The sequence below is a fragment of the Pseudarthrobacter sp. RHLT3-21 genome (genome assembly GCF_059383495.1).
This window is the reverse complement of sequence record NZ_JBWZCI010000003.1, coordinates 119,041-141,877: the sequence shown is the minus strand read 5'-3', so window position 1 is coordinate 141,877 and position 22,837 is coordinate 119,041. Positions and strand designations below refer to the sequence as shown.

Below are 22,837 nucleotides of genomic sequence, written 5' to 3'. Positions count from 1 at the left end.
GCGCCGCGGCGTTAGGCCTGTGGTGCCGCGGTGCTAGGCCTTTTCAACCCACTGGGCCCGCCATTCGGGTGCCTCGAAGGTTTCGCTCCAGTAAGCCGTCTCCTTGGAGATCCTGCCGTCCCGGAATTCGAAGATGAACACCGTTTCGTACTGCGGCCCGTTGTAGTCCAGCAGGGCTTCGGCCACCACCAGGTTCCCGCCGCTCAGCATCCGGCGTGGCGTAATAGTGGGCAGCTGCGGGAAGGCGTTGTAGATTCCCCGCCGGTTTTCCGCGCCGCGCACAAGCTCCCCGGATTGCGGCCAGTGCATCACCGCGTCCTCGTGAAACAGCTCGTCCATGACCTCAATACGGCGGTCGTTGATGCAGGCGATCAGCCGGTTGACCACGTCTTCATTAGCGTTTGCTTCAACCACGGTGTTGTCCTGATTCCTCGACGATATAGGGACCGCTAACCCTTGCATTGTGCTCCTGAAATCCGACATGCACCACGGCCTGCGGCTCCTCTCCCGGCAAGGACTGCGCGCTCCTGCCCAGTTGCTGGCGGCCAACCTGCCGACCTGCCGTGGCACGGCCTGGTTGCCCGCCTCGGACCGGAGCAACCGGGCGGGAGCGCACGCAGGGTCCGCACACGCGACCCGCGCCTCCTTGCGGGCCCTTGCCGGATACATCGAATATCGATAGCTTTGCATTGTTATTCGATACCCTAGGAGACCCAATGGGAAAGCTGCTCCACCCTCGCCCTGCGCGCCGTGCTGGCGCTTGCACTCGCCGGCTCATTGTTTGTCCAGGTCTGGATGGTGCCGCTGCTGTCCACCGACCTGGAGGAGTCGGGCACGGACGCGGGCGTGCGCATTCTGGCCCTCGTGATTGTGGTGCTGGGCATTGCCGCCGTACAGGTCACCCTGGTGTGCGTTTGTCGCCTGCTGACGATGGTGCGGCACGGAACAGTACTCTCCCACGCCGCCTTCCGGTACGTGGACGTCATCTTCTGGGCCGTCGCGGCGGCGGCAGTATTGGTGTTCGCGCTTGCCGTGATGCTCGCGCCGGGTGACGCGGCTCCCGGCGTTGTGCTGCTGATCTGCGGGGTGTCCCTGCTGATTGCGGGAGTGGCCCTGATCGTTCTGGTACTCCGGGCGCTACTGGCCCAGGCGGTGGCCCGCGACGCCGAGGCGAACCACCTGCGCGCCGAGCTGGGCGAGGTGATCTGATGCCGATCGTTGTTGACATCGATGTGATGCTGGCCAGGCGCAAAATGCCCGTGGGTGAACTGGCGGACCGGATCGGAATCACCACGGCCAACCTTGCAGTCCTCAAGAACGGCCGCGCCAAGGCCGTGCGCTTCACCACGCTTGAGGCGCTGTGCGATGTCCTCGACTGCCAGCCCGGGGACCTGCTCCGCTGGGAGCCTGCGGAAGAGGACGACGCGACGGCCTGACTGGGGGCAGACCCGAGGCCGTCAACCACCCCGAACACGCCATCCCGGAATCTGCTCAGCCGTGGCATTTACAACGTTCTAAATACTCGGGATTCCCGCCGGGCGCAAGGCTTGATTTGTGGCCCACACCACCACTAAGTTACTGGGGAAGCGTTTTCCCAATCCAAAATTGAAAGGATTCACTGATGAATCCGAGCAGGAAATCCGCGCGCCGCTTTTCGGTGGCCACAGCTGCGGGCCTTGCCCTGACCGTGGGGTGTCTGACCACCCCGGCAGCCGCCGTCGAGCCTTCCACGAAGCCTGCTACGGCAGGCGTACAGCTGGACTATCTGGACCGCGGGCTGGTTGCTGCCGGCACATCCGAGGGCGTCTTCCTCAGCTGGCGTCTCCTGGGCCATGAAGCAACCGGCTCGTCCGCCACGGGCCTCACCGGCACCGACTTCAACGTGTACCGCGACGGCCAGAAGCTGGTAACGGTCACGGACAGCACGAACTACCTTGACGCCGGCGGAACCGCGCGGTCGGCATATGACGTGCGTGCCGTCGTCGGCGGCGTTGAAATCGACCGGAGCGCCACCGCCACCTCCTGGGGCGGCAACTTCAAGGACATCCCGCTGAAGAAGCCGGCCGACGGCGTGACGCCCGCCGGCCAGGCGTACACCTACTCGGCCAACGATGCTTCGGTCGGAGACGTCGACGGCGATGGCCAGTACGAGTTTGTGGTCAAGTGGGATCCCAATAATTCCAAGGACGTCTCCCAGGTGGGCTATACGGGGAACACCTACGTGGACACCTACAAAGCCGACGGCACGCTGCTCCACCGGATCGACCTGGGCGTCAACATCCGGTCCGGCGCCCACTACACCCAGATGCTGGTGAACGACTTCGACGGCGACGGACGCTCGGAAATGATGTTCAAGACAGCCCCGGGAACCAAGACCATCTCCTACAATCCGGACGGATCCGTGGCCGCAGAGTCCTTCATCTCGCTGCTGCGGAAGGACCTCGACGCCGGGTACGCCAACTCCGACGACTACCGGATGAGCGCCGCCGACTACTACCAGCACATGGTGGACACGTTCATGGGCTGGAGCGACCACCCTGAGGTGAAGACCGGCAACTGGCCCGCCACCCTGGAAGAAGCGTTCGGCATCGCCCCGCAGTACCAGTACCCGCTGTCCCGGACAGATGCCGAAGCGGTGACGGACTACTTCATGGATGTCTACGCGCCGGCCCGGAGCGCCCGGAACACCCTGCGGGCCTTTGAGGGCTTCATCGTTTCCGGCCCGGAATACCTCACCGTCTTTGAGGGCGCCACGGGCAAGGAACTGAAGACGATAGCGTATGAGCCCGGCAGGCACGACGACGGCCTGATGTGGGGCGACTACGCCATGGCCCGGATCGAACCCGGCAACCGCGTGGACAGGTTCCTGGCCGGCGTCGCGTATTTGAACGGCAAGAAGCCGGCCGCCATTTTCGCCCGGGGCTATTACACCCGCAGCACACTTGCCGCCTACACCTGGGACGGCGCCAACCTTTCCCCGGTCTGGAACGTGGACTCCGGCTGGACGCCCATGACCAACCCCTTCAACGACAGCCCGCACGGCCGGGACGGCACGGACCCCGGGTTCGGCACGCTCACCACGCAGGGCTTCCACTCCCTCAGCGCCTCCGACGTGGACGGTGACGGCAAGCAGGAAATTGTGTACGGCTCGGCCACCATCGACGACGACGGCTCGCTGCTGTACAGCTCGTCCGACACCATGCCGCCCGCCAGCGCCACCCCGGGAGAGGAGGCCCGGCTGGGTCACGGCGACGCCATGCACGTCACGGACATCGATCCGGCCCACCCCGGCAAGAAGATCTTCACGGTGCATGAAGGCGGCACCTACGCCCCGTACGGCTACGCCATGCGCGACGCCGCCACCGGCGAGGTGCTGTTTGGCGCCTACTCCGGGAAGGACACGGGCCGCGGCATGATCGGCGACGTGGATCCGGCCGTGCCTGGCATCGAGAACTGGGCAATTGGCATGCAGTCGGCTGACGGTGACAAGCTTTCCGCCACCACCACGCCGGGCACGAACATGAGCATCAAATGGGCTGCCGACATGACAACCCAGATCATCAACGGCTCCGGCGACCAGACCCCCACCATTGACGACTGGAAGCACGGCAGGCTGCTCACGGCCACGGACACCCGGACCAACAACGGCACCAAAGGCACACCGAGCCTGGTTGCAGACGTAGTGGGTGACTGGCGCGAGGAAATGCTGGTCCGGACGGCCGACAGCTCGGCGCTCCGCATGTACATGAGCACCGAAGTGACCAACCACAAGCTCTACACACTCATGCACGACCCGCAGTACCGGGCGGAGGTGGCCCGGCAGAACACCACCTACAACCAGCCGTCCTACACGGACTTCTATCTGGCCTCAGACATGGACTTCGGGAATGTGCCCCTCCGCGCGGCCTGGCTCCCGGGCAGCGTGAAGGCCCTCCAGCAAACTTTGGAGGACCTGGTTGAGTCCGGCGACGTCGCGGGCCCGGTGGCCAAGCAGCTGGCAGCGAGTGCGCAGCAGGCGGCAAAGGCAGTGGACGACGGCGATTCCTCCCAGGCGGCGCAGGCCATCCAGCGCTTCGTGAAGTTCCTGGGCCAGCAAAAGAAGCCCGATCAGGTATCGGACGCGGCACGGACAGTACTCCACCACCAGGCCGGAAATATTCTCCGGGCATTCGAAGGCTAGGACGGCGAAACCACGGCAGACTGTTGAAATGACACTCTCACCGCTCATCACGCTCAATGACGGCCACAGCATCCCGCAGCTGGGGCTCGGCACCTGGCCGCTGGACGACGAACAGGTGGCTGCCGCCGTCGTACATGCCCTGGAAGCCGGGTACCGGCACATCGACACGGCAGTGAAATACGGCAATGAGGAAGGCGTAGGGAACGGCATCCGCGCTGGCGGGGTGGACCGAAGCGAAATCTTCGTCACCACCAAGCTGGACGGCCAGTTCCAAGGCGAGGACCGCGCCGTGGCGGGGCTGGAAGGGTCACTGGCCCGCCTGGGGCTGGACTACGTGGACCTGCTGCTGATCCACTGGCCGCTCCCTGCGCGTGATGATTTCGTCTCGACGTGGAAAACGTTCGAGCGGCTGCAGGCGGAGGGCAAAGTGCGGTCCATCGGCGTCTCCAACTTCAAGCCGGCACACCTGGAACGGTTGCTGGCCGAAACGGACGTTGTGCCGGCAGTGAACCAGATCCAGCTGAGCCCGGCGATTACCCGCGAGGCGGAACGGGAGTTCAATGCCGGGCACGGAATTGTCACCGAATCGTACAGCCCTCTGGGCGGGTCAGGGGCCAGCCTGCTGACCGCTCCCCTCCTTGGGCAGCTGGGCGAAAAATACGACAAGACCCCGGCTCAACTCGTGCTGCGCTGGCATATTGAGAAGGGACTTGTCGTCATTCCTAAATCGGGAAATCCCGAGCGGATGCAGGAAAACCTGGACATCTTCGACTTCGCCCTGGATCGGCAGGATCTCGCGGAACTTGCCATCCTGGACGATGGGCCCGGCGCTGGCAACGATTCGGACGCAACAGGGCATTAAGAGGTGCCGGGAGGGTCCCGGTCAGACTTTCCATGGGGATTCGGAGTGGCGAAAATAAACTAAGCATGATTAGTATTAGGGCAGAGGGATGAAGCGTACCCGGGATCCGGGGACCTCCCTGATGTAGGAAGAAGGAACGACAAAATGGGTTTCTTTGCATTTTTGATTCTTGGCCTTATTGCCGGTGCGATCGCTAAGGCGATCCTTCCAGGCAAGCAGGGTGGCGGCTGGATCATCACCCTCATTCTGGGCGTTGTCGGGGCATTCCTCGGCGGCTGGCTCGGCGGACTGCTTTTCAATGCGCCGCTGCAGGAGTTCTTCTCGCTGCAGACCTGGCTGCTCGCGATCGCCGGCTCGATTATCGTGCTGCTGGTTTACAGCATGGTCACGAAGCGGAGCGTCCGCAGCTAGCTTCGTCACCGGCATAGAACCGGCCCCGGGACAACAAGTCCGGGGCCGGTTTTCTTTCCCCGGCCAAGCGGATCGGGGACTGACACCTTCTCAGAGAGCAGGAGTTCACTATGAAATCTAAACTTCTTTTGGGTATTGGCATCGCGGCAGGTTACGTCCTTGGATCTCGGTCCGGCCGGGCAGCGTATGACAAGCTCAAGGCCAGGGCGGCGAGCATCTGGGACAGCAAGCCGGTCCAGGACAAGGTCAGTGCCGCCACTGAGGCCATCAAGGAGAAGGCTCCCGATGTGGCGGAACAGCTGGGTGAGGCCGCGCGCCGGGCGGGCACTGTCATCAGCTCGGCCGTCCACCACGACGCCGCATCGGGCAACAGCAAGTCCAAAACGTCCGACGCCGGCGCTTCGGTGGGTGCCTCCGGCACCGCTGCAGCTGGTCCTGCTGCGGCCGGTACTGCTGCGCTTGGGGACCACGTTCCCGCCCACAGCACGCACCCGGAAACGGTGAACCTGGGGACATCGGACGTTGAATCGGACCCCGCCCTTAATGACACCCCGGGCCAGGACTGGTCCGGCGAAGGCGGCGCCACTGCTGCCGGCGCAGCAACGAACATTGATCCCCGACGGGAATGATCCGGGATCGTTGCCGGGACGTTACGCGGGATTCGTCGTGTGACACGGAAGCCACGTTAAAATTGTGCTAAAAATGGTCGTTGCTGGCCGCCGCGCTCCTTGGGGGACGCGGCGGCCAGCAGCGTCTCACGCCATGGCCACATGCCGGCTCAGCTGACCAGCTCGGCGGCACCGAACGACACGCTGAACTGAACGCACCACAGGTCTACTGACGGGTACTTGGACAGATCAACGTCGGCGGGAATCTGGTAAACCTGATTGCCCTGGTTTCCCTTGATCAGGCCGAGGTCGTAGTAATCAGCGGAGCCGGCGGTGAACCACCCGGCCGTCCCTTCCATCACGTGCGCGGCACTTAGCCAGACGTGCACATCCGGACCATTGGACGTATCCAGGTTTTCGAGCGTGACGAGCCTGGCCCCGTCAGGCTGCTGGACGATCCGGACAGTTCCCGTGGTCGCATGTTCATGGCTGATCAGAGTACCCACTGCGAGCTGCACCGGACCCGCAGGTATGGGTGCCGGCGTCGGACTCGGCGCAAGGGGTGTGGGCGTGACCGGTTGTCCTTGCGCGGGACCGCTGGCCACGATGGGGAGCTGTTCATCCACCTTCACGTCCACAAAAAGGAGCCAGGGCTTGAACAGCAGAAGCCCGACCACCAGTCCTACCGCTGCAAAGGCCGCCGCAGCGATGATCCAGGTCCGGCGCCGGTTTGGACTTTGCTTTCCGCTCATGGACTCATCGTCCGCGTATCCGATGACCGGTGCAACGGACCCGCCGTAACCGGGTCCGCGGCCTTTGCGGCGACGGCCGCAGCACGGGCCTAAATGTCGTACCCCCTTGGCAGAGTATTCCTATGGAGGCTTTCGGGGATCAGCTTGCGGGGAACGACGGCGACGGCGGCACTACCGCCATTCTGACGCCTGCCGGTTCGCGTGTCGGCGGCGCTTTCAATGCTGCACTATTCGACGGCGGCTTAAATGTCGTACCCCGTTGGCAGAGTATTCCTATGGAAGCTTTCGGGGATCAGTTTGCGGGGAACAGCGGTGTTACTGCCGTTCTGACGGCAGACGCCGGCATGGCTGCGGCGATGGCCTCGGCGAACGCTGCTGCCGCGTCCGCTCCCGGGACGCTGGCGATGGCCGGCTACGTCGAAGCCGCCGACTTCGCCGGCCTCGTTGAGGACCTCTCCCGGACCGTGGACTACCTCCAGATCCTCGCCGCGGGCGCCGTGGACCGCACTCGCACCCAGGCCATCACTGCCGCGGCAACAACCCGCACCACCCGGCCATGGATCACCGGCTGGGACAACAGCGTCGAAACCATCCACGAAACCGATGCCGCCTGGCCCTCCCGCACCGGCTTCGATCGCTGTGGGCAGGCAGCACAGTCCGTGCCGTCCGTTCGGGCATCAACTGTGGGGTCACCGGCCGATGACGGCTGCAAGAACACCGCCGAATTCCTGCGCCTCCGGCTGCGGATCGGGCGCAGCGAAGCCCACCGCCGCGCCCACACCATCCTGCCCGCCACCACGCTCACCGGAGACCCCGTTCCCCCACTCAGGGAACACCTCGCCGCAGCCCTCTCCCCCACACCGAGCACGGCAGACACCAGCGCCGACGCAGACGCCATAACCCCGGTTCAGGCCGTGGCAGGGTCCGGGCCCGTGGTCTCCTCCCGGGCCGGGACCATCATCAGCGCCACCCTGGACCGCCTCAGCCACCACACCACCCCGGAGAACCTGGACCGGATCGAACACGACCTCATCCACACCGCCGCCACCGCGGACCCCGACTTCCTCGCCCGCGTCGCCCGCCGCTGGGCCGACACCCTCGACACCGACGGCACCGAACCCACCGAAGAAGCACTCCGCCACACCCAAGGCGCCTTCATCCGCAAACCCCGCCACGGCCTCCACCACCTGGAAATCTTCGCCACCACCGACCAATTCGAACACCTCGCCACCGTCATGAACGCCGCCACCAACCCCCGCACCACCACGGGCACAGAAACCGGCACGGGGACCACGACGGGGACCACCGCCACGGGCGCGGAAGCCGGGTCCGGGACCGGAACTCCCGACACCGGGCAGGGCAACAACGTCTGGCAGGACAACGACCTCGACCTGGACCGGCGCACCCGCTCCCAGAAACAACTCGACGGCATCGTCGGCGCCCTCAAAGCCGCCCTGAGCACCAACCTGCTGCCCACTACCGGCGGGAACCGCCCCCAAATCCTCGCCACCATCAGCTACCACGACCTCCTCCCCCACCAGACCACAGCCAATGGCTTAGACACGGACGCCGGCATTGGCGCAAGCACAACCACGGGCACGGGCAGCTTCACGTTCACCGGGCCCGTCGCGGCAACCACCCTCCGCAAACTCGCCTGCGACGCCGACATCATCCCCGTCCTGCTCGGCACCAGCGGCGAAATCCTGGACCTCGGCCGCAAAACCCGGCTCTTCACCCCCGCCCAACGCCTCGCCCTGACCGCCCGCGACCAAGGCTGCACCTTCCCCAACTGCACCATCCCAGCGCCCTGGTGCGAAGCCCACCACATCACCTACTGGTCACACCACGGCCCCACCAACGTTGGCAACGGAGCCCTGCTCTGCTCCCATCACCACCACCTCATCCTCAAAGAACAATGGACCATCCACACCCGCAACGGCGTCCCCTGGTACACACCCCCACGCCACATCGACCCCACCCAAAAACCCCAACAAAACCACTACTTCAAACCACCACCACCACCACCGCCCTGCGCGAATAGGTGAGAGCAGCGCGAAATGGGCAGCTCTCCTAAAGTCGGGACCGTCCGACTACAACGGTGCCGTCCAGTCCTTCCGAGCGGACAGTCCTGACCACGAAGCCCGCCCTCGCCAGGATCCAGGCCGTCCCTGCGGCCTGCCGCTCGCTGGTTTCGATGATGAGATTCCCGCCGGGCCGCAGCCATTCCTTGGCCTCGGCGGCAATGCGGCGGTGGAATTCGAGTCCGTCAGGGCCGCCGTCGAGCGACCACAACGGTTCGTGCTCACGTGCCTCGTGCGGCATGGAAACAATAGCGCCGGTGGGTACATAGGGGGCGTTGACAGCCAGCACAAGGACCCGTCCCTTGATGGCCGCCGGCAGTGCCTCGAACAGGTCACCCTGGTGGACTTCACCACCCACACGGTCAATGTTCCGGCGGGCGCAAGCCACCGCGGCCGGGTCAATGTCCGCCGCATGGAGCTCCAGCCCCGCAATCCGGGAGGCGATGGCAGCACCCACAGCACCGGACCCGCAACAAAGGTCCACAACGACGGCGGGCTCCGAGCCATCCTGGCGCTCGCGCATCGGGTCCGCCAAGAGCAGTGCTACGGCCTCCTTCACCAAGAGCCCGGTGCGGCGGCGCGGGACAAAAACCCCGACATCGAGCTCGATCCGGAGTCCGCAGAACTCTGCCCAGCCGAGGATGTGCTCCAGCGGATACCCGGCAACGCGCTTCTCCACCGCCGAAGCGATCTGGGCCGGGCCGGACACTGCGGTCAGGAGAAGCCGGGCTTCCTCCTCCGCAAAGACGCACCCGGCCGAGCGAAGCCGCTCAGCGATCCCCAAAAGGGACTCAACATGAATTTCAGTGGCTGACATGGGTACACCTTCCCCGAACTGATGGGCTCCGAGCACCGTCGCCCGCCTCTGAATGTACGCGAAGGTAGCCTCCGGCGGCATGTCTAAAAAGACTGGATTTATTCAGTGCAAGCGCTTACAGTGTGCGGTGGTTCACATGGCGATCGTTCCGTGATTGCCGCGCGAACCGCACATCTGACCGCCAACTGACGCCCACACTCACATCTCCCCAGCACCCTGTACAGCATCGCCGCTACCAGGAAGGTCTCCTGACGTGAACACACGCACCCGCAGAGGCTCCATCCAACGCCTCAACTACCCGACGACATCATGGCTGGGACTGCTCAGCACAGCCATGCTCGTGTCGACTTCCGTCCTCCCTGCGCACGCGGCGCCGGGCCCGAAGGACCCGGGGTCATCGTCGGCCCTTCACTCACTCCGCGCCCCGGTGACGGACGAGAATTTCTACTTTGTGATGGCCGACCGCTTCAGCAACGGAAACGCAGCCAACGACGACGGCGGGCTAGGCGCCGACCCTATGGTGTCCGGCTACGACCCCACGAAAAAGGGCTTCTACAACGGCGGCGACCTGGTGGGGCTGCTGGACAAGATCGACTACATCCAGGGCCTGGGGACCACGTCCGTCTGGCTCACCCCCAGCTTCAAGAACAAGGCGGTGCAGCCCGAGGACAAGTCGGCCGGCTATCACGGCTACTGGATCACCGATTTCACCCAGATCGACCCCCATCTGGGCTCCAACGACGACTTGACGGCCCTCATCGATGAAGCCCACTCGCGCGGCATGAAGGTGTACTTCGACATCATCACCAACCACACCGCGGACGTGATCGGCTACGAAGAGGGCGCCCGCAAGACCTACGTTTCCAAGGACGCCGAGCCGTACAAGTCGGCTGCCGGCGACGAGTTCGACGACCGCGACTTCGCAGGGACGGAGGCTTTCCCGGAGCTTGATGTCAAGGCGTCCTTCCCCTACGTTCCCGTTCTGGACCCGTCAGAACAAAACCTGAAGGTTCCCGCCTGGCTGAACGATCCCACGCTGTACCACAACCGCGGCGACACCACCTTTACCGGCGAGGACTCGTACTACGGCGACTTCTTCGGCCTGGATGACCTCTTCACCGAGAACCCCAAAGTGGTGGACGGCATGGCGCAGATCTACAAGACCTGGATCGGCGATTTCGGGGTGGACGGCTTCCGGATAGACACCATGAAGCACGTCAACAACGAGTTCTGGCAGGACTTCGGCCCGGAGGTGCTCAGCTACGCCAAGGCACAGGGCAAGGACGAGTTCTTTATGTTCGGCGAAGTCTTCGACACGTCCAAGTCCTTCACCTCGCAGTTCACCACCCGCAACCAGATGCAGGCCGTGCTGGACTTCCCCTTCCAGGAGGCCGCCCGGAACTTCGCCTCCAAGAGCCAGGACACCCGCTCGCTGGAGACCTTCTTCGCTGGCGACGACTGGTACACCGACGCCGATTCCAACGTCTACCAACTGCCCACTTTCCTGGGCAACCACGACATGGGCCGCATCGGCAGCTTCATCGCGGCCGACAACCCGGGGTCGGCCGACACGGAGCAGGTGGCCCGGGACCAGCTGGCGCACGAGCTGATGTACTTCTCTCGCGGCAACCCGGTGGTCTATTACGGCGACGAGCAGGGCTTCACCGGGCCCGGCGGCGACCAGGACGCGCGGCAGACGCTCTTCGCCAGCCAGGTGCCGGAGTACCTCGACGACGACCTGCTGGGCACCGATGCCACGCACGCCACCGACAACTTCAACGCCGGCCACCCGCTGTACTCCAAGATCAGCCAGCTCGCCGCCCTGACCAAGGAACACCCGGCCCTGCGCGACGGCGCCCACCAGCACCGCTACGCCTCCGACGGGCCCGGGATCTACGCCTTCTCCCGCACTGACGCGGAGGACCAGCGTGAGTATGTCGTAGCCCTGAACAACAGCGAACAGCAGCAGACGGCTGACGTGCCCACCTATATCGGCAAGCGCGGCTACACACGGATTTACGGCGCGGGCGCGGATGAAGTGAAGACCGCAGCGGACGGAAAGCTGACGGTCACCGTCCCGCCGCTGTCGGCCGTGGTCTACCAGTCATCGGGCCGCATTCCGCACTCCAAGGCGGCTCCCGCCGTCGCGCTTCAGGAACCTGCCGCGGCACCGGCGGATAACGGCCGGATCAACGTGACGGCCGACGTCGGCGGTGCTTCGTTCTACGAGGTCACCTTTGAGGCCAGGACGGCAGGCGGTGGCTGGGCGCCGATCGGCACCGACGACACTGCGCCGTACCAGGTGTTCCACGATGTCGCTGCCTTGGATGCAGGCACCGTTCTCGAATACCGCGCCACAGCGCTGGACAACGGGGGCCACAGAGCCACCAGCCAGTCCCGGGCAACCGCAGTTCCGGCGCCGGCCCTGACTATGCAGAAGCCGCTCGAAGGAAGCAGCGTGAAGGGGGCCGTTGAACTCAGCGCAACAGCCGATCCGGAAAAGTCCAGCCACGTTGTGTCCTTCGAGCGCAGCGTGGCCGGCGGCGAATGGACGGCCGCAGGATCCGATGACTCCTCACCGGTGTACTCGGTCACCGATGACCTGGCATCCGTGGGTCTCGCGGACGGCACGAAGGTGCAGTACCGCGCCACGATGACCGGACCAGGCTTCAGCGTGGTCAGCGAGCCGCGGACTGTAACCGTTGGCGACGCACCGCAGCCGGATTCGGTGACCGTTGCCGGGTCGTTCAACGCGGAGATGGGCTGTCCGAAAGATTGGGACGAAGCCTGCCCAGCGGCGTTCATGACCCTGGACCCGGCGGACAACATCTGGCGGCTCACGGTAGACCTGCCCGCCGGGCGGTACACGCACAAGGCAGCGCTCAACGGCAACTGGGATGTGAACTATGGTGCCGGCGGAGTCCTTGACGGCAGCGACATCGTGTTGGACCACCCCGGCGGGGCCGTCACGTTCCGCTACGACAACGGCACGCACGTCCTCAGCGCCGGGTACGCCTCACAACAGCCGGGTGCTGTTGCCATCGCGGGAAGCCTGGACAACGAACTCGGGTGCGCCGCCGACTGGGAGCCCACCTGCCACCAGGCCCAGTTGACGCTGGACCCGGCAACGCTGGTGTGGAAGCTGTCCGTGCCGGACCTGCGGGCCGGCACGTACGAGTTCAAGGCGGCGCTGAACCGCAGCTGGGACGTGAACTATGGGGCTGACGGCGTGGCCAACGGGGCCAACATCTCCCACACGCACGACGGCGGGGCGGTCACCTTCCGGTACGACCACGCCACCCACCTGCTCACGACGGGCTAGGGCTCGCCGGGCTACCAATGTCACGGGCTAGGGCTTGTCGCGGGCCTGGGTGCGTACCGTTTGCCCCAGGCCCGTGACGAACCGACGGATGGCCAGCTCGGCAGTGGGCGGCTCGCCAAAGAACTGCCGCTGAAGAGTGGTGTCCGCGACGTACCGGCCTGTCTGGAACCACGCGATCATGGCAGCCAGATCCTTGGCCATGGGGTTGACGGGCGCCAGCAGTGTCCCCGCGGCCCGCACAATACCGGTGGGGACGGACCGGACGCGAAGGGGCCGGCCGGTGAGCCGCCCCGCGGTGTCCGCGACGTCCTGCATGCCCACTGGCCGGTCCCAGCCGATGTCGATGCGCCGGCCTTCCAGGCCCGGAAGGTCAACCGCCTCCGCAAGATAGCCGGCAAGGTCGGAGGTGAGCACAAAGGTCAACGGGATCCGCGGTGATCCGATCCAGCTGAGCCGCCCTTTTCTGAACGGGTCGCCACCGAACCGGGTGACCTGGTCCAGGAACGCGCCCGGCCGAAGCGCCACGAACGGGACACCGAGTTCCTCCAGTCGGTCTTCGGTCAGCTTCTTATGCCAGAAGTGCGGAACCTGCGGGGTCTGGTCGCAGGTGAGGATGCTGGTGAGGACAAACCGCCGGACGCCCGAGCGGCTGGCCGCCTCCACGAGGTTGATGTTGCCCACCGTGTCAGTCTTGGGGGTGTCACCCTTGCGGTGCCTGGTATAGCCCGCCGCCGAGGTGATCACGGCGTCGACGCCCTCCATCGCGCGCAGCAACGACCAGGGATCCATCATGTCGCCGCGCGCGATCTCCACCCCGGCAGCTTCGAGCACGGAGGCAGCCGAGCCTGGCCGCACCAGAGCGCGCACTTGCTTACCGCGTTTGAGGAGCTCCGTGGCAACCTGGCTGCCCAGCATGCCGGTGCCTCCCACTACGAGAACGGGCCCGTCGGTCATTTGGGATCCTCCTTGAAGGCACGCACACCACGTCCGGCTGCCTGTTCACATTGTCACCCCGACGCGCTGCGGCCCACCAGCATTATTCCCCCAGCGCCTCCGACAATGCACCCAGCAAAGCGTTGAACCGCGGGTTGGCAGGAAGGTCATCGATGAACACCGGCTTTCCGTCCGGACCGCCGAGAGGGACCTGCCAGTTCGGGTACAGCGCCTCGGTGGTGCCGGGCTGGTTCTGCACCCGCCGCTCCCCCACCGCATCCACCAGTGCCACCCCGAGAAGGACCGACGGCGTCTGGGCCAGCAGGCGGTGCAGCGCCTCTATGGTGCGCTCCTCGCTGCCGGGGCCGCCGTCGCCGTCGGGACCAGGGCCGCCAACGCCGGCGCCGTCCTCAGGCAGCAACCCGCGTTCCCGCAGCAGCCCCATCATCTTTTCCAGCGTGGCCGTGTGCTCCGCCCGCTCTTCGGCCTCGGAGCGTTCCAGCAGGCCCAGCCTGCTGCGGAGGGCCACATGGTCGCCCGCCAGGTAGCCGGCGGTGGGCGGCAGGTCGTGGGTGTTGACGCTGGCGAGGGCCTGCGTCCGGTACCGCTCCGGCGGCAGCGGGGAATCGCCGTCGTTCTCGAACCAAAGGATGGACGTGCCCAGGATGCCGCGGGCAGCGAGGTAGTCACGCACCCACGGCTCGAAGGTTCCCAGGTCCTCGCCGATCACCACGGCGCCGGCGCGCTGTGCCTCCAGCGCCAGGATGCCGATCAGTGCTTCGTGATCGTACGTGACGTAGGCGCCGTCGCGCGGGGAGTTGCCGGCCGGCACCCACCAGAGGCGGAACAGGCCCAGTACGTGGTCCACCCGGATGCCACCGGCGTGCCGGAGCACCGTGGAGAGCATGTTGCGGAACGGCGCGTAGCCGACCTCCGCCAGGCGGGCCGGATGCCACGGCGGCTGGTTCCAGTCCTGGCCCAGCTGGTTATACATGTCCGGCGGCGCCCCCACGCTGATCCCGGGCGCCAGGACATCGTGGAGGGTCCAGGCATCGGCGCTGCTCAGGTCAACGCCCACGGCAAGATCGTGCACCACACCCAGCCGCATCCCTGCCCGGCGCGCCGCCTGCTGCGCATTCTCAAGCTGTTCGTCACAGATCCACTGCAGCCAGCGGTGGAACCCAATCCTGTCCGCAAGCTTCCGGCGCAGCGACTCCGCTTCAGCGGATCCCAACGCGCAGTCCGGATCGGTCCACAGCGGATGGTCCGGTGCCAGGTCTTCCCGGATGGCAGACCACAGGGCGAAGTCATCCAACCCGGCACCGGAGATCCGGCAGAATTCGTCGAACGCTGCCTGCCGTGCCGGCGAGCGCCGGGCGTGATACAGCAGTTCCAGGGCCTGGAGCTTGGCGGCGTACACGGCGTTGCGGTCCAGCCGTTCGCCGTCCTTGTTCAGGACCTGGACCTGCTCCTGCAGCCTGTCCACAGTTGCGCGCTTACGCGGCTTCAGGTAGGCGATTTCCGGGATGGCCTCCACCCGGATGTACAGCGGGTTGAAGAAGCGCCGTGTGGACGGCGAGTACGGCGAGGGCTGGACCGGCGGGACAGGTTCCGCGGCGTGCAGCGGATTGACCAGGACATAGTCTGCGCCACGGGCGCCGCTTATCGTGGCGAGGTCCGCGAGGTCGGCGAAGTCGCCGATCCCCCAGGACCGTTTGGACCGCACGGAATAGAGCTGCGTGGCCAGGCCCCACCCCCGACGCTCCACCAAGGAATCGGCGGTGGTGAGCCGCGCCGGAACCACCACCAGCGCGCCCTCGGCTGTGACGCCGTCGGACTCTGCCCGCAGTGTGTGCCAGCCCAGCGGTAACCCCTCCGGCACGGCGAAGGTGGCCCGGCCGGTGGGCACGCCATCCACATCCTGGGGCGGCACCCAGACGTCCTGCTGGACGGCGTCCACAGGCATACCTGCGCCGGCCTCGAGCACAACTGTCAGGCGGGCTGTGGAACCGTCCCGGACGTGGACGGGAACCAGCGCGGGTTCGCCCTGTTGAATCACGACGGCGGGCGGCAGCATCCGCCGCCACGGCGCCAGTTCCGCCTCGGCCAGGGCACTTTCGATCACCTGATTCGTGTGTGCCGGGACGCCCAGCGCCGCCAGGACCTTGATCAGAGTCTCCGCCGCGACGCTGTGCGGAAGCCCATCCCAGCCGTGGAACGACGTGCCAACGCCGTGGGCGTCCGCCAACCGCTGGAGAAGATGGCGGTCCACGGGCTCATGACCGGCCGCATCACCGTCGCCAGGAGGAACCGGCGCTCCGGAGAACTGAGCGTACTGCTGGTCTGGAGCCTTCATGAATGTCCGCCTCGTCTGTGTGACCCGAACTTACCTGCCACACGGGAGCACACTGCCCCCGCGCAATCTGTTGGTTCCGATTATTGCAGGACGAACGGCGAGGCGTGGGCGGCCGCTGTAGTCACCGCGGCCGCCCTTGGCCGATACTGCGTCAGTCGTCCTCTGCGGCGCCTTCCATGACGGCTGTGGGTGCGAGGTAGCCGTTGGGGTCGATGACCCAGCCGGCGTCGTGGGCTGCGGCTGCCACGTCGGGTGCCCAGTCAAGGCGTACGCGGTCATCGCCCGGGTTGATCACCAGGAGCTCACCGGTGCGGGGGGCCGGGGCGGTGTCGCTTCCTTCAAGGCATCGGAATTCCCGCCAGCTGTTGGCCGGAACGGAGAATGAATCGGAGGGGCCGAGTTCCAGTGTGGTGCCTGCGTCCGCGTTGAGGGTGATGGCCCAGCGTCCGGATTTGACGAGTACCACCTGCGGCCGGTCGTGGCGGTGCTGAAGCACGCCTTCGCCCTGTTGTGCCCGCAACCAGGCAAGGTTGAAGCTGTGCGGCTCGTGGATCGGCGGGACCTGACGGCGGTCCTCGGACATGCCGTAGCCGATCACGGTGCTCAGTTCCGCGCCGCCGCCCGGCAGCGCGTTGCATAGGAGTGCGTGCCGGCTATAGGTGCGGTCACCGGGCTGGATGACGCGGGAACGCATCTGCTCGGGTGTGTAGCTGGTGAGCTCATCGATGAAGTGCTGTTGCATTGGTTTGATGAGCGCGACGTCCTCGGGGAGTTCGTCGCCGGCAACCGTGTCGATGAGGCGGTTGTCTGCGGTGAGGTGCAGCCCGTAGGACTCGGCCTCCCGGAGGACGGACGGCCCCCAGATGATGCCACCGGTATCGTCCCTGCCGAGGACTGTGTAAAGAAGCCCCTCGTCGGGCCCCTCGTTAGTGAAGCCACGGAAGATCCACGTTGGGACGGAGATGATGTCGCCGTCCTTGGCGACGTACTCTCCTTGCTTGCCATCTGCACCCCAGCGGAGACGGAACTCCCCGCCGAGGTTGATGAACACTTCGGCGGTGAAGTGCAGGTGCAGGTTGTTGCTGATGCCATTGGGCATCCCGGCCGCGCCTGTGTTGAAGCCGTGCGGCTCGGTCAGGTTGACGTACTGGTTGGGGTTCTGGGACACGCCGGGGCCGACGAAGGCGTAGTTCTCCTTCTTGTCCGATCCCGGGGTCCGGCAGTCGATGAACGCCGCGTTGCATGCGACCCAATCTGTGCGACGGATAGTCCTTCGCTGGATCTCACCGCTGTCGATGTTCTGCTCTGAATCAATGGTGCTGGTCATGATGATCCCTCCTTCGGGGATGTCGATCGGTAGATCGGGGGTCAGTAGATGTTGGCGCCCGGCTCTGGGCCGTCGCCGCGGGTGGCGTTGATCTGCGCCCGGATGGCGATGTCGTCCCACAGTTTGACTTCGTTGACGATCCGGCCGTCCTGGACGAGGAATTGCGAGATGCCCAGGACGTCCACCGGTTTGCCGGTGACGGCGCCGTAGCGGGCCTGGCCGATGTAGTCGCCCGTGAACTTCCATGTCACGGCGATCCGAAGGCCGCCATAACGCGGGTGGTTGTGGGTCTGGATGTCGCGGACCTCGAACTGGCCGCCGGGGAAGGCGTCCAGGAACCGCAGCAGCTGCCGGCGGTAGCCTTCGGGGCGGATGATGAGGTCGTTGCCGACCGTGTGGAGTGTCAGGTCCCGGACGAAGAATTCATCGACCTTCTTGAGGTCACGGTCGTTCCACACCTGCTGGATCATGGCCAGGACATTCTCGACGTCGCTGCGGTAGTCGTCCGGCCGGGGACCGGAATCGCCTACGGCGATGACGTCTGCCGGTGCGGATTCGGTGAACGATCCGGTGTAGCCCCGGAACGCCTTTGTCCGCGCAAGCTCATCGGGATCGAGGCCCTGGGCCAGTGCATGGGCGAGTTCATCGCGGACCACCCATTCCTCGACCATCCGGCCCCGGCGGTACAGGCAGTTCGCGATGGTGCGGCCAACCACCTTGAAACCGGCCTCGCCGGAGAGAACGAGGTGGGAGCTGAGGAAGGCGTCGTCGCCGCGGGCCTCCCAGATCACGTCGCCGGCCTGGCCGATGTGGTCCGGTGCCTTCGAGATGCGCATTAGGCATCCTTCGATGACTTCCTGGCGCGTGAGGGACGTGCCGTAGGAGCCATGAACGATGGAGTCGGGCTCGTAGTTGTCGCGGATGAAGCCGATCTGGCGCTCAACCCAGATGTAGTCGGTGACCTCCCGGATGAAGTCGTCAGGATCGTTGTAGGGCTTGTAGGCAGCGGGGTCGAGAGACACGCTTTCACTCGCTTTCAGGAACTCAGTTAGGTGGGTACAACAGCGAGTGTATGCGTATGCACAACGTGCTGGCAACCCCTTTTCGCTGAACTTCTCCGTCAGCGACGGGTCAGCGAATACGCCCCAACGTGTCACGCATGACCAACCGGGACTGGAAGGCGGACTCCTCGACAGGCCGGCCAGGGCTCTCGATCCGCTCGACGAGCAGGTCGACGGCCCGCCGCACCATGGCGTCCAAATCGTAGGCGATGGAGGTCAGCCGGATGATGGGCCAGGAGGCGGAGGGAAGGTCGTCGAACCCGACGATCGATACATCGCCGGGAACGTCTGCGCCCGCGCTGCGTGCGGCATTGAGCGCACCGAACGCCACCACGTCGTTGCCGCAGACGATGGCCGTGGGCGGCTCGGGCATGTTCAGGAATCGCTCCGTGCCGGCCTGGCCGGTGGCCGTGTCGAACGGACCTCGATGGACATAATGCGCGGGGATCGAGATGCCAAGCTGGGCCAGTGCCTCGCGCAGTGCAATTTCGCGGTTGACGGCGGTACTCGTGTTGGCCGGACCGAGGATTGCAGCTATCCGGCGGTGGCCCCGCTCGAAGAGGACTTGGGCGGCCTCGCCCATGCCCTGAGCGGGATCCACCACGGCCGAATCGGCCCGGACGGCGGCGGATGTCCGGTTGAAATACACGAAGGGAAGTCCGCGGTCGCGCAGCCTGAGCGGCACCACGGAGTCGATCGTGGAGGTCGCCAGGAGCACGCCGTCGAGCCCGTTGGAAATGAGCCGCTCCGCGACAACGTCGTTATCCGCCGCCTCCGTGTGCAGCATGAGCTGATAGCCCCGCGACTCCAGCTGGTGGAACGCGGGCGCAATGATATGCGGATAGAACTGGTTCTCAAGGTCCGTAAGCAGGAGGCCGATGCGCCGGGTCCGCCCGCTGGACAGGGCCCGCCCGGCGTCGCTGGGGACGTAGCCCAGCCGCTCGGCAGCCTTGCGGACACGCACTTTCGTTGCTTCGGAGACACGTGGATCGTCCCGCAGTGCGCGGGACACGGTCGGCTGTGAAACGCCTGCGAGCTGCGCGACATCACGGCTGGTGACAGTCATCTAGTTCTCCCTACGGTCTTCGGCGTCACGGACGCCGCAAGGTTCTATCGAATCAGACTATTGACCTCAGTGTTGGCCCGTTCCTATTATAGACATACGTATGCAACAACGAGGAGTAATTGTGGTTAAGTACCTGAAGCAAGCACCGTCCAAGTCCTTCGCAGACACGAGCCACGCGGACGTGGCCGAGCGCGTCGGCCAGATCATCGCGGAAATCCGATCCGACGGCGACGCGGCCGTCCGCAAGTACGCCGAACTCTTCGACAAGCAGACCGCTGATTCGTTCCGGCTCTCGGACGCCCAGATCGAAGAGATCATGGGAACCCTCGACCAGCAGGTCATCGATGACATCGTCTTCGTCCAGAACCAGGTCCGCACCTTTGCCCAGGCGCAGCGGGACTCGATGCAGGACGTCGAGATCGAGACCCTTCCGGGGGTCTTCCTCGGCCACCGGCACATTCCGGTGCAGGCCGCCGGCGCGTACATTCCCGGCGGCAAGTACCCCCTGACCGCCTCGGCACACATGACGATCATCACCGCCAAGGTCGCAGGAGTCCCCCGGGTCGTGGCCTGCACGCCGCCGATCCGCGGTGAGATACCGGCCGCGACGATCGCCGCGATGAAGCTGGCGGGTGCCGATGAGATCTACCTGCTGGGCGGTGTCCAGGCTGTCGCCTCGATGGCGCTCGGCACTGAATCGATCAACCGCGTGGACATGATCGCCGGTCCCGGCAACGCCTACGTCGCAGAGGCCAAGCGGCAGCTTTTCGGCGAGATCGGCATCGACCTCTTTGCCGGGCCAACCGAGATCCTCATCATCGCGGACGCAGCCGCCGACCCGTTCGTTGTCGCCGTCGACCTCCTCTCCCAGGCCGAACACGGACCGGACTCACCCGCGATCCTCGTGACAACCTCCGACAAGGTGGCCCGTGAGGCGCTCGAGCATATCGAACGCATCCTGCCGGACATGCCGACGAAGGACTTCGCCGAGCCTGCATGGCGGAACTGGGGCCAGGTCATCGTCGTCGACGACCTCGATGAGGCGTACAGTGTCGCGGACCAGTTCGCGGCAGAGCACGTGCAGGTCTTCACTGCGGACCCCGCAGCGGCGCTGACCAAGATGCACAATTATGGTGCCCTTTTCCTCGGCGAGAACACGTGCGTTTCCTACGGCGACAAGGTCATCGGGACCAACCATGTCCTCCCCACCCTCGGAGCTGCGAGGTACACGGGCGGCCTGTGGGTCGGAAAGTACCTCAAGACCGTGACATACCAAACCATCGAGAATGCCGAGTCTTCCGCCGAGTTGGGCAGGATCCTGGGCCGGGCCGCACGCGTTGAACTTTTCGAGGGACATGCCCGCTCGGGCGATGTGCGCGCCTGGCGTCATGCCGGTGAGAGGTTCGAATGGATCGACCGCGCCCTCTCGGGCACCACCCCCGCGGGAGCGACTCGATGACATCGCTCTCCGGCCGCACGGCGCTCGTCACGGGCGGCGGCACCGGCCTCGGCGCGGCCATTGCCCGGGCCCTTCACGACGCCGGTGCCGACGTGGTGGTCGCAGGTCGGCGACAGACGCCCCTCCAGGAAGTCGCATCAGGGCTGGGAGACGGCGCAAGCTGGCGCATCGTCGATGTGGCCGATCCCGCCTCGGTCGACCAGCTCGAAAAAAGCCTCCGTGGGACCGAGGTGTCCATCCTCGTCAACAACGCCGGGATCGCCGGACCTGTCGCGCCGCTGACCGATATCACTCCGGACGAGTGGGACGAGGTGTTCGACGTCAATGTGCGCGGCACGTTCCTCATGTGCCGGGCTTTCCTGCCTTCCATGATCAGCCGCGGTAACGGGGACGTCATCAACCTCGCCTCAGTGTCCGGCAAAAGACCCCTCATCCGCCGGACACCGTACTGCGCCTCCAAGATGGCCGTGATCGGGCTCAGCTCAACCCTGGCCTTCGAAGTCGGACCCGCAGGCGTGAACGTCAATACCCTCTCCCCGGGGCCAGTGGACGGGCCCCGGATGGACCGTAACTTCCGCCTCGAAGCTGAACGGACCGGGGCCAGCTACGAGCAGGCACAGGACATCTTTGTCTCACGCGCAGCCCTCGGCCGGATGGTGACCGAGGGAGAGGTCGGCGCCGCGGTGGTCGCGATGCTCGGCATGCCCGGCCTCTGCGGTGCCGACGTAGACCTCTCTGCGGGGATGGTCGCATGAGGACCCAACGGCGTGCCCTGCGCAAGCGCATCCTCGCTGGCGAGCGCGTCTGCGGCGTGCTCCTCCGTATGCCCTCGGAGGAGCTGGTGGAGATGCTTGCCGTGGCGGGGTTCGACTTCATCCTGATCGACTGTGAGCACGGGCCGGCCGATGCCGTGCCGCTGCGCCAGCACATCGCTGCGGCGGCCATGCACGGCGCGGACGTCCTGGTGCGCGTCGGGGAGGGCGAGGACGCGCTGATCCTGCGGGCGCTGGACAGCGGTGCGGCAGGGGTGGTTGTACCGCACCTGGACAGCGCGGAGCAGGCGCGGGACGTCCTCGCCGCTGCGCACTATCCCCCACGCGGACGCCGGGGCTTCGCGACCTATGGGCGTGCCGGGTCTTACGGAGCCGTGAGCGGCCCGGACCACAAGGCGCGGCTGGCTGAGGAGACCCTGGTGATCGGCATGATTGAGTCGCCGCTCGCGGTATCCGCGGTGGACAAGATCGTGGCCGTCGATGGACTCGACGGCCTGATGCTCGGAGCCGCTGACCTGGCCGCGTCCAGCGGCCCCGGGGACCTGTCGGTGCCGGAATCGCGGGTGCGCGTCAACGCTGCGCTGGCCTCGGCCGGATCGCTGAGGCTGGACCTCGTGGGCGATGCGGAGGCTGCTGCCGCTGCCTACGCCGATGGCGCACAGATGGTGGCGTACAACCTCACACAGGCGCTGATGACTCAGTTTGCCGCGCTCCTGGAACCCCGCCCACTCCCCTCGCCCTGACCAGCCACGAAAGAACCGGCCACCCCGTCCCGCTTCAGGCGGAGGCGCGGTGGCCGGTTCTTTTGGTTCCCTGCTGCAACGATCTG

The 22,837-nt window shown here is 65.7% G+C and carries 20 protein-coding genes; 12 read left to right on the top strand and 8 right to left on the bottom strand.

The window, feature by feature from the left end:
• Window positions 1-33: 33 nt before the first annotated feature.
• Window positions 34-414 carry a nuclear transport factor 2 family protein gene (locus AC50YA_RS04835; protein ID WP_494981219.1) on the bottom strand — a complete coding sequence of 127 codons (381 nt, stop codon included), beginning with the start codon at window positions 412-414 and terminating at the stop codon, window positions 34-36.
• 49 nt (window positions 415-463) lie between these two features.
• On the opposite strand from AC50YA_RS04835, the gene AC50YA_RS04830 reads away from it, so the two are divergent.
• The 7 genes from AC50YA_RS04830 to AC50YA_RS04800 all read left to right on the top strand — a co-directional run bounded on the left by AC50YA_RS04830 (window position 464) and on the right by AC50YA_RS04800 (window position 6,082).
• On the top strand, window positions 464-682 hold the full coding sequence (locus tag AC50YA_RS04830) for a hypothetical protein (protein WP_494981218.1): 219 nt from the start codon (window positions 464-466) through the stop codon (window positions 680-682).
• Between the two features lie 68 nt (window positions 683-750).
• Entirely contained in the window at window positions 751-1,209 is a 459-nt protein-coding gene (locus AC50YA_RS04825) for a DUF2975 domain-containing protein (protein WP_494981217.1), read from the top strand.
• Window positions 1,209-1,436, top strand: coding sequence for a helix-turn-helix domain-containing protein (locus AC50YA_RS04820; RefSeq protein ID WP_494981216.1), 228 nt, complete (start codon window positions 1,209-1,211; stop codon window positions 1,434-1,436). The genes AC50YA_RS04825 and AC50YA_RS04820 overlap by 1 nt, the downstream gene beginning before the upstream one ends.
• Before the next feature lie 185 nt (window positions 1,437-1,621).
• The gene (locus tag AC50YA_RS04815) at window positions 1,622-4,180 is read left to right on the top strand and encodes a rhamnogalacturonan lyase (protein WP_494981215.1); all 2,559 of its coding nucleotides are present in this window, start codon (window positions 1,622-1,624) and stop codon (window positions 4,178-4,180) included.
• A gap of 28 nt (window positions 4,181-4,208) precedes the next feature.
• A complete protein-coding gene (locus AC50YA_RS04810; RefSeq protein ID WP_494981214.1) occupies window positions 4,209-5,042 on the top strand; it encodes an aldo/keto reductase in 834 nt (277 codons plus the stop codon).
• Between the two features lie 144 nt (window positions 5,043-5,186).
• Window positions 5,187-5,453 carry a GlsB/YeaQ/YmgE family stress response membrane protein gene (locus tag AC50YA_RS04805; protein ID WP_058930334.1) on the top strand — a complete coding sequence of 89 codons (267 nt, stop codon included), beginning with the start codon at window positions 5,187-5,189 and terminating at the stop codon, window positions 5,451-5,453.
• 110 nt (window positions 5,454-5,563) lie between these two features.
• A complete protein-coding gene (locus AC50YA_RS04800; protein ID WP_494981213.1) occupies window positions 5,564-6,082 on the top strand; it encodes a hypothetical protein in 519 nt (172 codons plus the stop codon).
• A 149-nt stretch (window positions 6,083-6,231) separates the two neighbouring features.
• On the opposite strand, the gene AC50YA_RS04795 is transcribed toward AC50YA_RS04800, so the two are convergent.
• Window positions 6,232-6,813, bottom strand: coding sequence for a DM13 domain-containing protein (locus AC50YA_RS04795; RefSeq protein WP_494981212.1), 582 nt, complete (start codon window positions 6,811-6,813; stop codon window positions 6,232-6,234).
• A gap of 275 nt (window positions 6,814-7,088) precedes the next feature.
• Here AC50YA_RS04795 and AC50YA_RS04790 point away from each other — a divergent pair, with 275 nt between their 5' ends.
• On the top strand, window positions 7,089-8,858 hold the full coding sequence (locus tag AC50YA_RS04790; protein WP_494981211.1) for an HNH endonuclease signature motif containing protein: 1,770 nt from the start codon (window positions 7,089-7,091) through the stop codon (window positions 8,856-8,858).
• 25 nt (window positions 8,859-8,883) lie between these two features.
• Here the strand turns inward: AC50YA_RS04790 and AC50YA_RS04785 are convergent, their stop codons facing one another.
• A complete protein-coding gene (locus AC50YA_RS04785; RefSeq protein WP_494981210.1) occupies window positions 8,884-9,711 on the bottom strand; it encodes a putative protein N(5)-glutamine methyltransferase in 828 nt (275 codons plus the stop codon).
• A 334-nt stretch (window positions 9,712-10,045) separates the two neighbouring features.
• On the opposite strand from AC50YA_RS04785, the gene AC50YA_RS04780 reads away from it, so the two are divergent.
• On the top strand, window positions 10,046-13,033 hold the full coding sequence (locus AC50YA_RS04780) for an alpha-amylase family glycosyl hydrolase (RefSeq protein ID WP_494981362.1): 2,988 nt from the start codon (window positions 10,046-10,048) through the stop codon (window positions 13,031-13,033).
• A 27-nt stretch (window positions 13,034-13,060) separates the two neighbouring features.
• Here AC50YA_RS04780 and AC50YA_RS04775 read toward each other — a convergent pair whose 3' ends face one another.
• From AC50YA_RS04775 to AC50YA_RS04755, 5 genes are all read right to left on the bottom strand, one after another.
• Window positions 13,061-13,987, bottom strand: a complete 927-nt coding sequence (locus tag AC50YA_RS04775; RefSeq protein WP_494981209.1) for an SDR family oxidoreductase — start codon at window positions 13,985-13,987, stop codon at window positions 13,061-13,063.
• An 82-nt stretch (window positions 13,988-14,069) separates the two neighbouring features.
• The gene (malQ, locus tag AC50YA_RS04770; RefSeq protein ID WP_494981208.1) at window positions 14,070-16,322 is read right to left on the bottom strand and encodes a 4-alpha-glucanotransferase; all 2,253 of its coding nucleotides are present in this window, start codon (window positions 16,320-16,322) and stop codon (window positions 14,070-14,072) included.
• A gap of 151 nt (window positions 16,323-16,473) precedes the next feature.
• Entirely contained in the window at window positions 16,474-17,649 is a 1,176-nt protein-coding gene (locus AC50YA_RS04765) for a cupin domain-containing protein (RefSeq protein WP_494981207.1), read from the bottom strand.
• 41 nt (window positions 17,650-17,690) lie between these two features.
• On the bottom strand, window positions 17,691-18,671 hold the full coding sequence (locus AC50YA_RS04760) for an ester cyclase (protein WP_494981206.1): 981 nt from the start codon (window positions 18,669-18,671) through the stop codon (window positions 17,691-17,693).
• A gap of 109 nt (window positions 18,672-18,780) precedes the next feature.
• On the bottom strand, window positions 18,781-19,776 hold the full coding sequence (locus AC50YA_RS04755; RefSeq protein ID WP_494981205.1) for a LacI family DNA-binding transcriptional regulator: 996 nt from the start codon (window positions 19,774-19,776) through the stop codon (window positions 18,781-18,783).
• 121 nt (window positions 19,777-19,897) lie between these two features.
• Between AC50YA_RS04755 and hisD the strand changes: the two genes are divergently transcribed.
• The 3 genes from hisD to AC50YA_RS04740 are packed head-to-tail and all read left to right on the top strand — an operon-like array spanning window position 19,898 to window position 22,751.
• On the top strand, window positions 19,898-21,235 hold the full coding sequence (hisD, locus tag AC50YA_RS04750; protein ID WP_494981204.1) for a histidinol dehydrogenase: 1,338 nt from the start codon (window positions 19,898-19,900) through the stop codon (window positions 21,233-21,235).
• Window positions 21,232-21,990, top strand: a complete 759-nt coding sequence (locus AC50YA_RS04745) for an SDR family NAD(P)-dependent oxidoreductase (RefSeq protein ID WP_494981203.1) — start codon at window positions 21,232-21,234, stop codon at window positions 21,988-21,990. The genes hisD and AC50YA_RS04745 overlap by 4 nt, the downstream gene beginning before the upstream one ends.
• Window positions 21,987-22,751: an HpcH/HpaI aldolase family protein gene (locus AC50YA_RS04740; protein ID WP_494981202.1), complete on the top strand. Its 765-nt coding sequence runs from the start codon at window positions 21,987-21,989 to the stop codon at window positions 22,749-22,751. The genes AC50YA_RS04745 and AC50YA_RS04740 overlap by 4 nt, the downstream gene beginning before the upstream one ends.
• The last annotated feature ends 86 nt before the right edge of the window (window positions 22,752-22,837 follow it).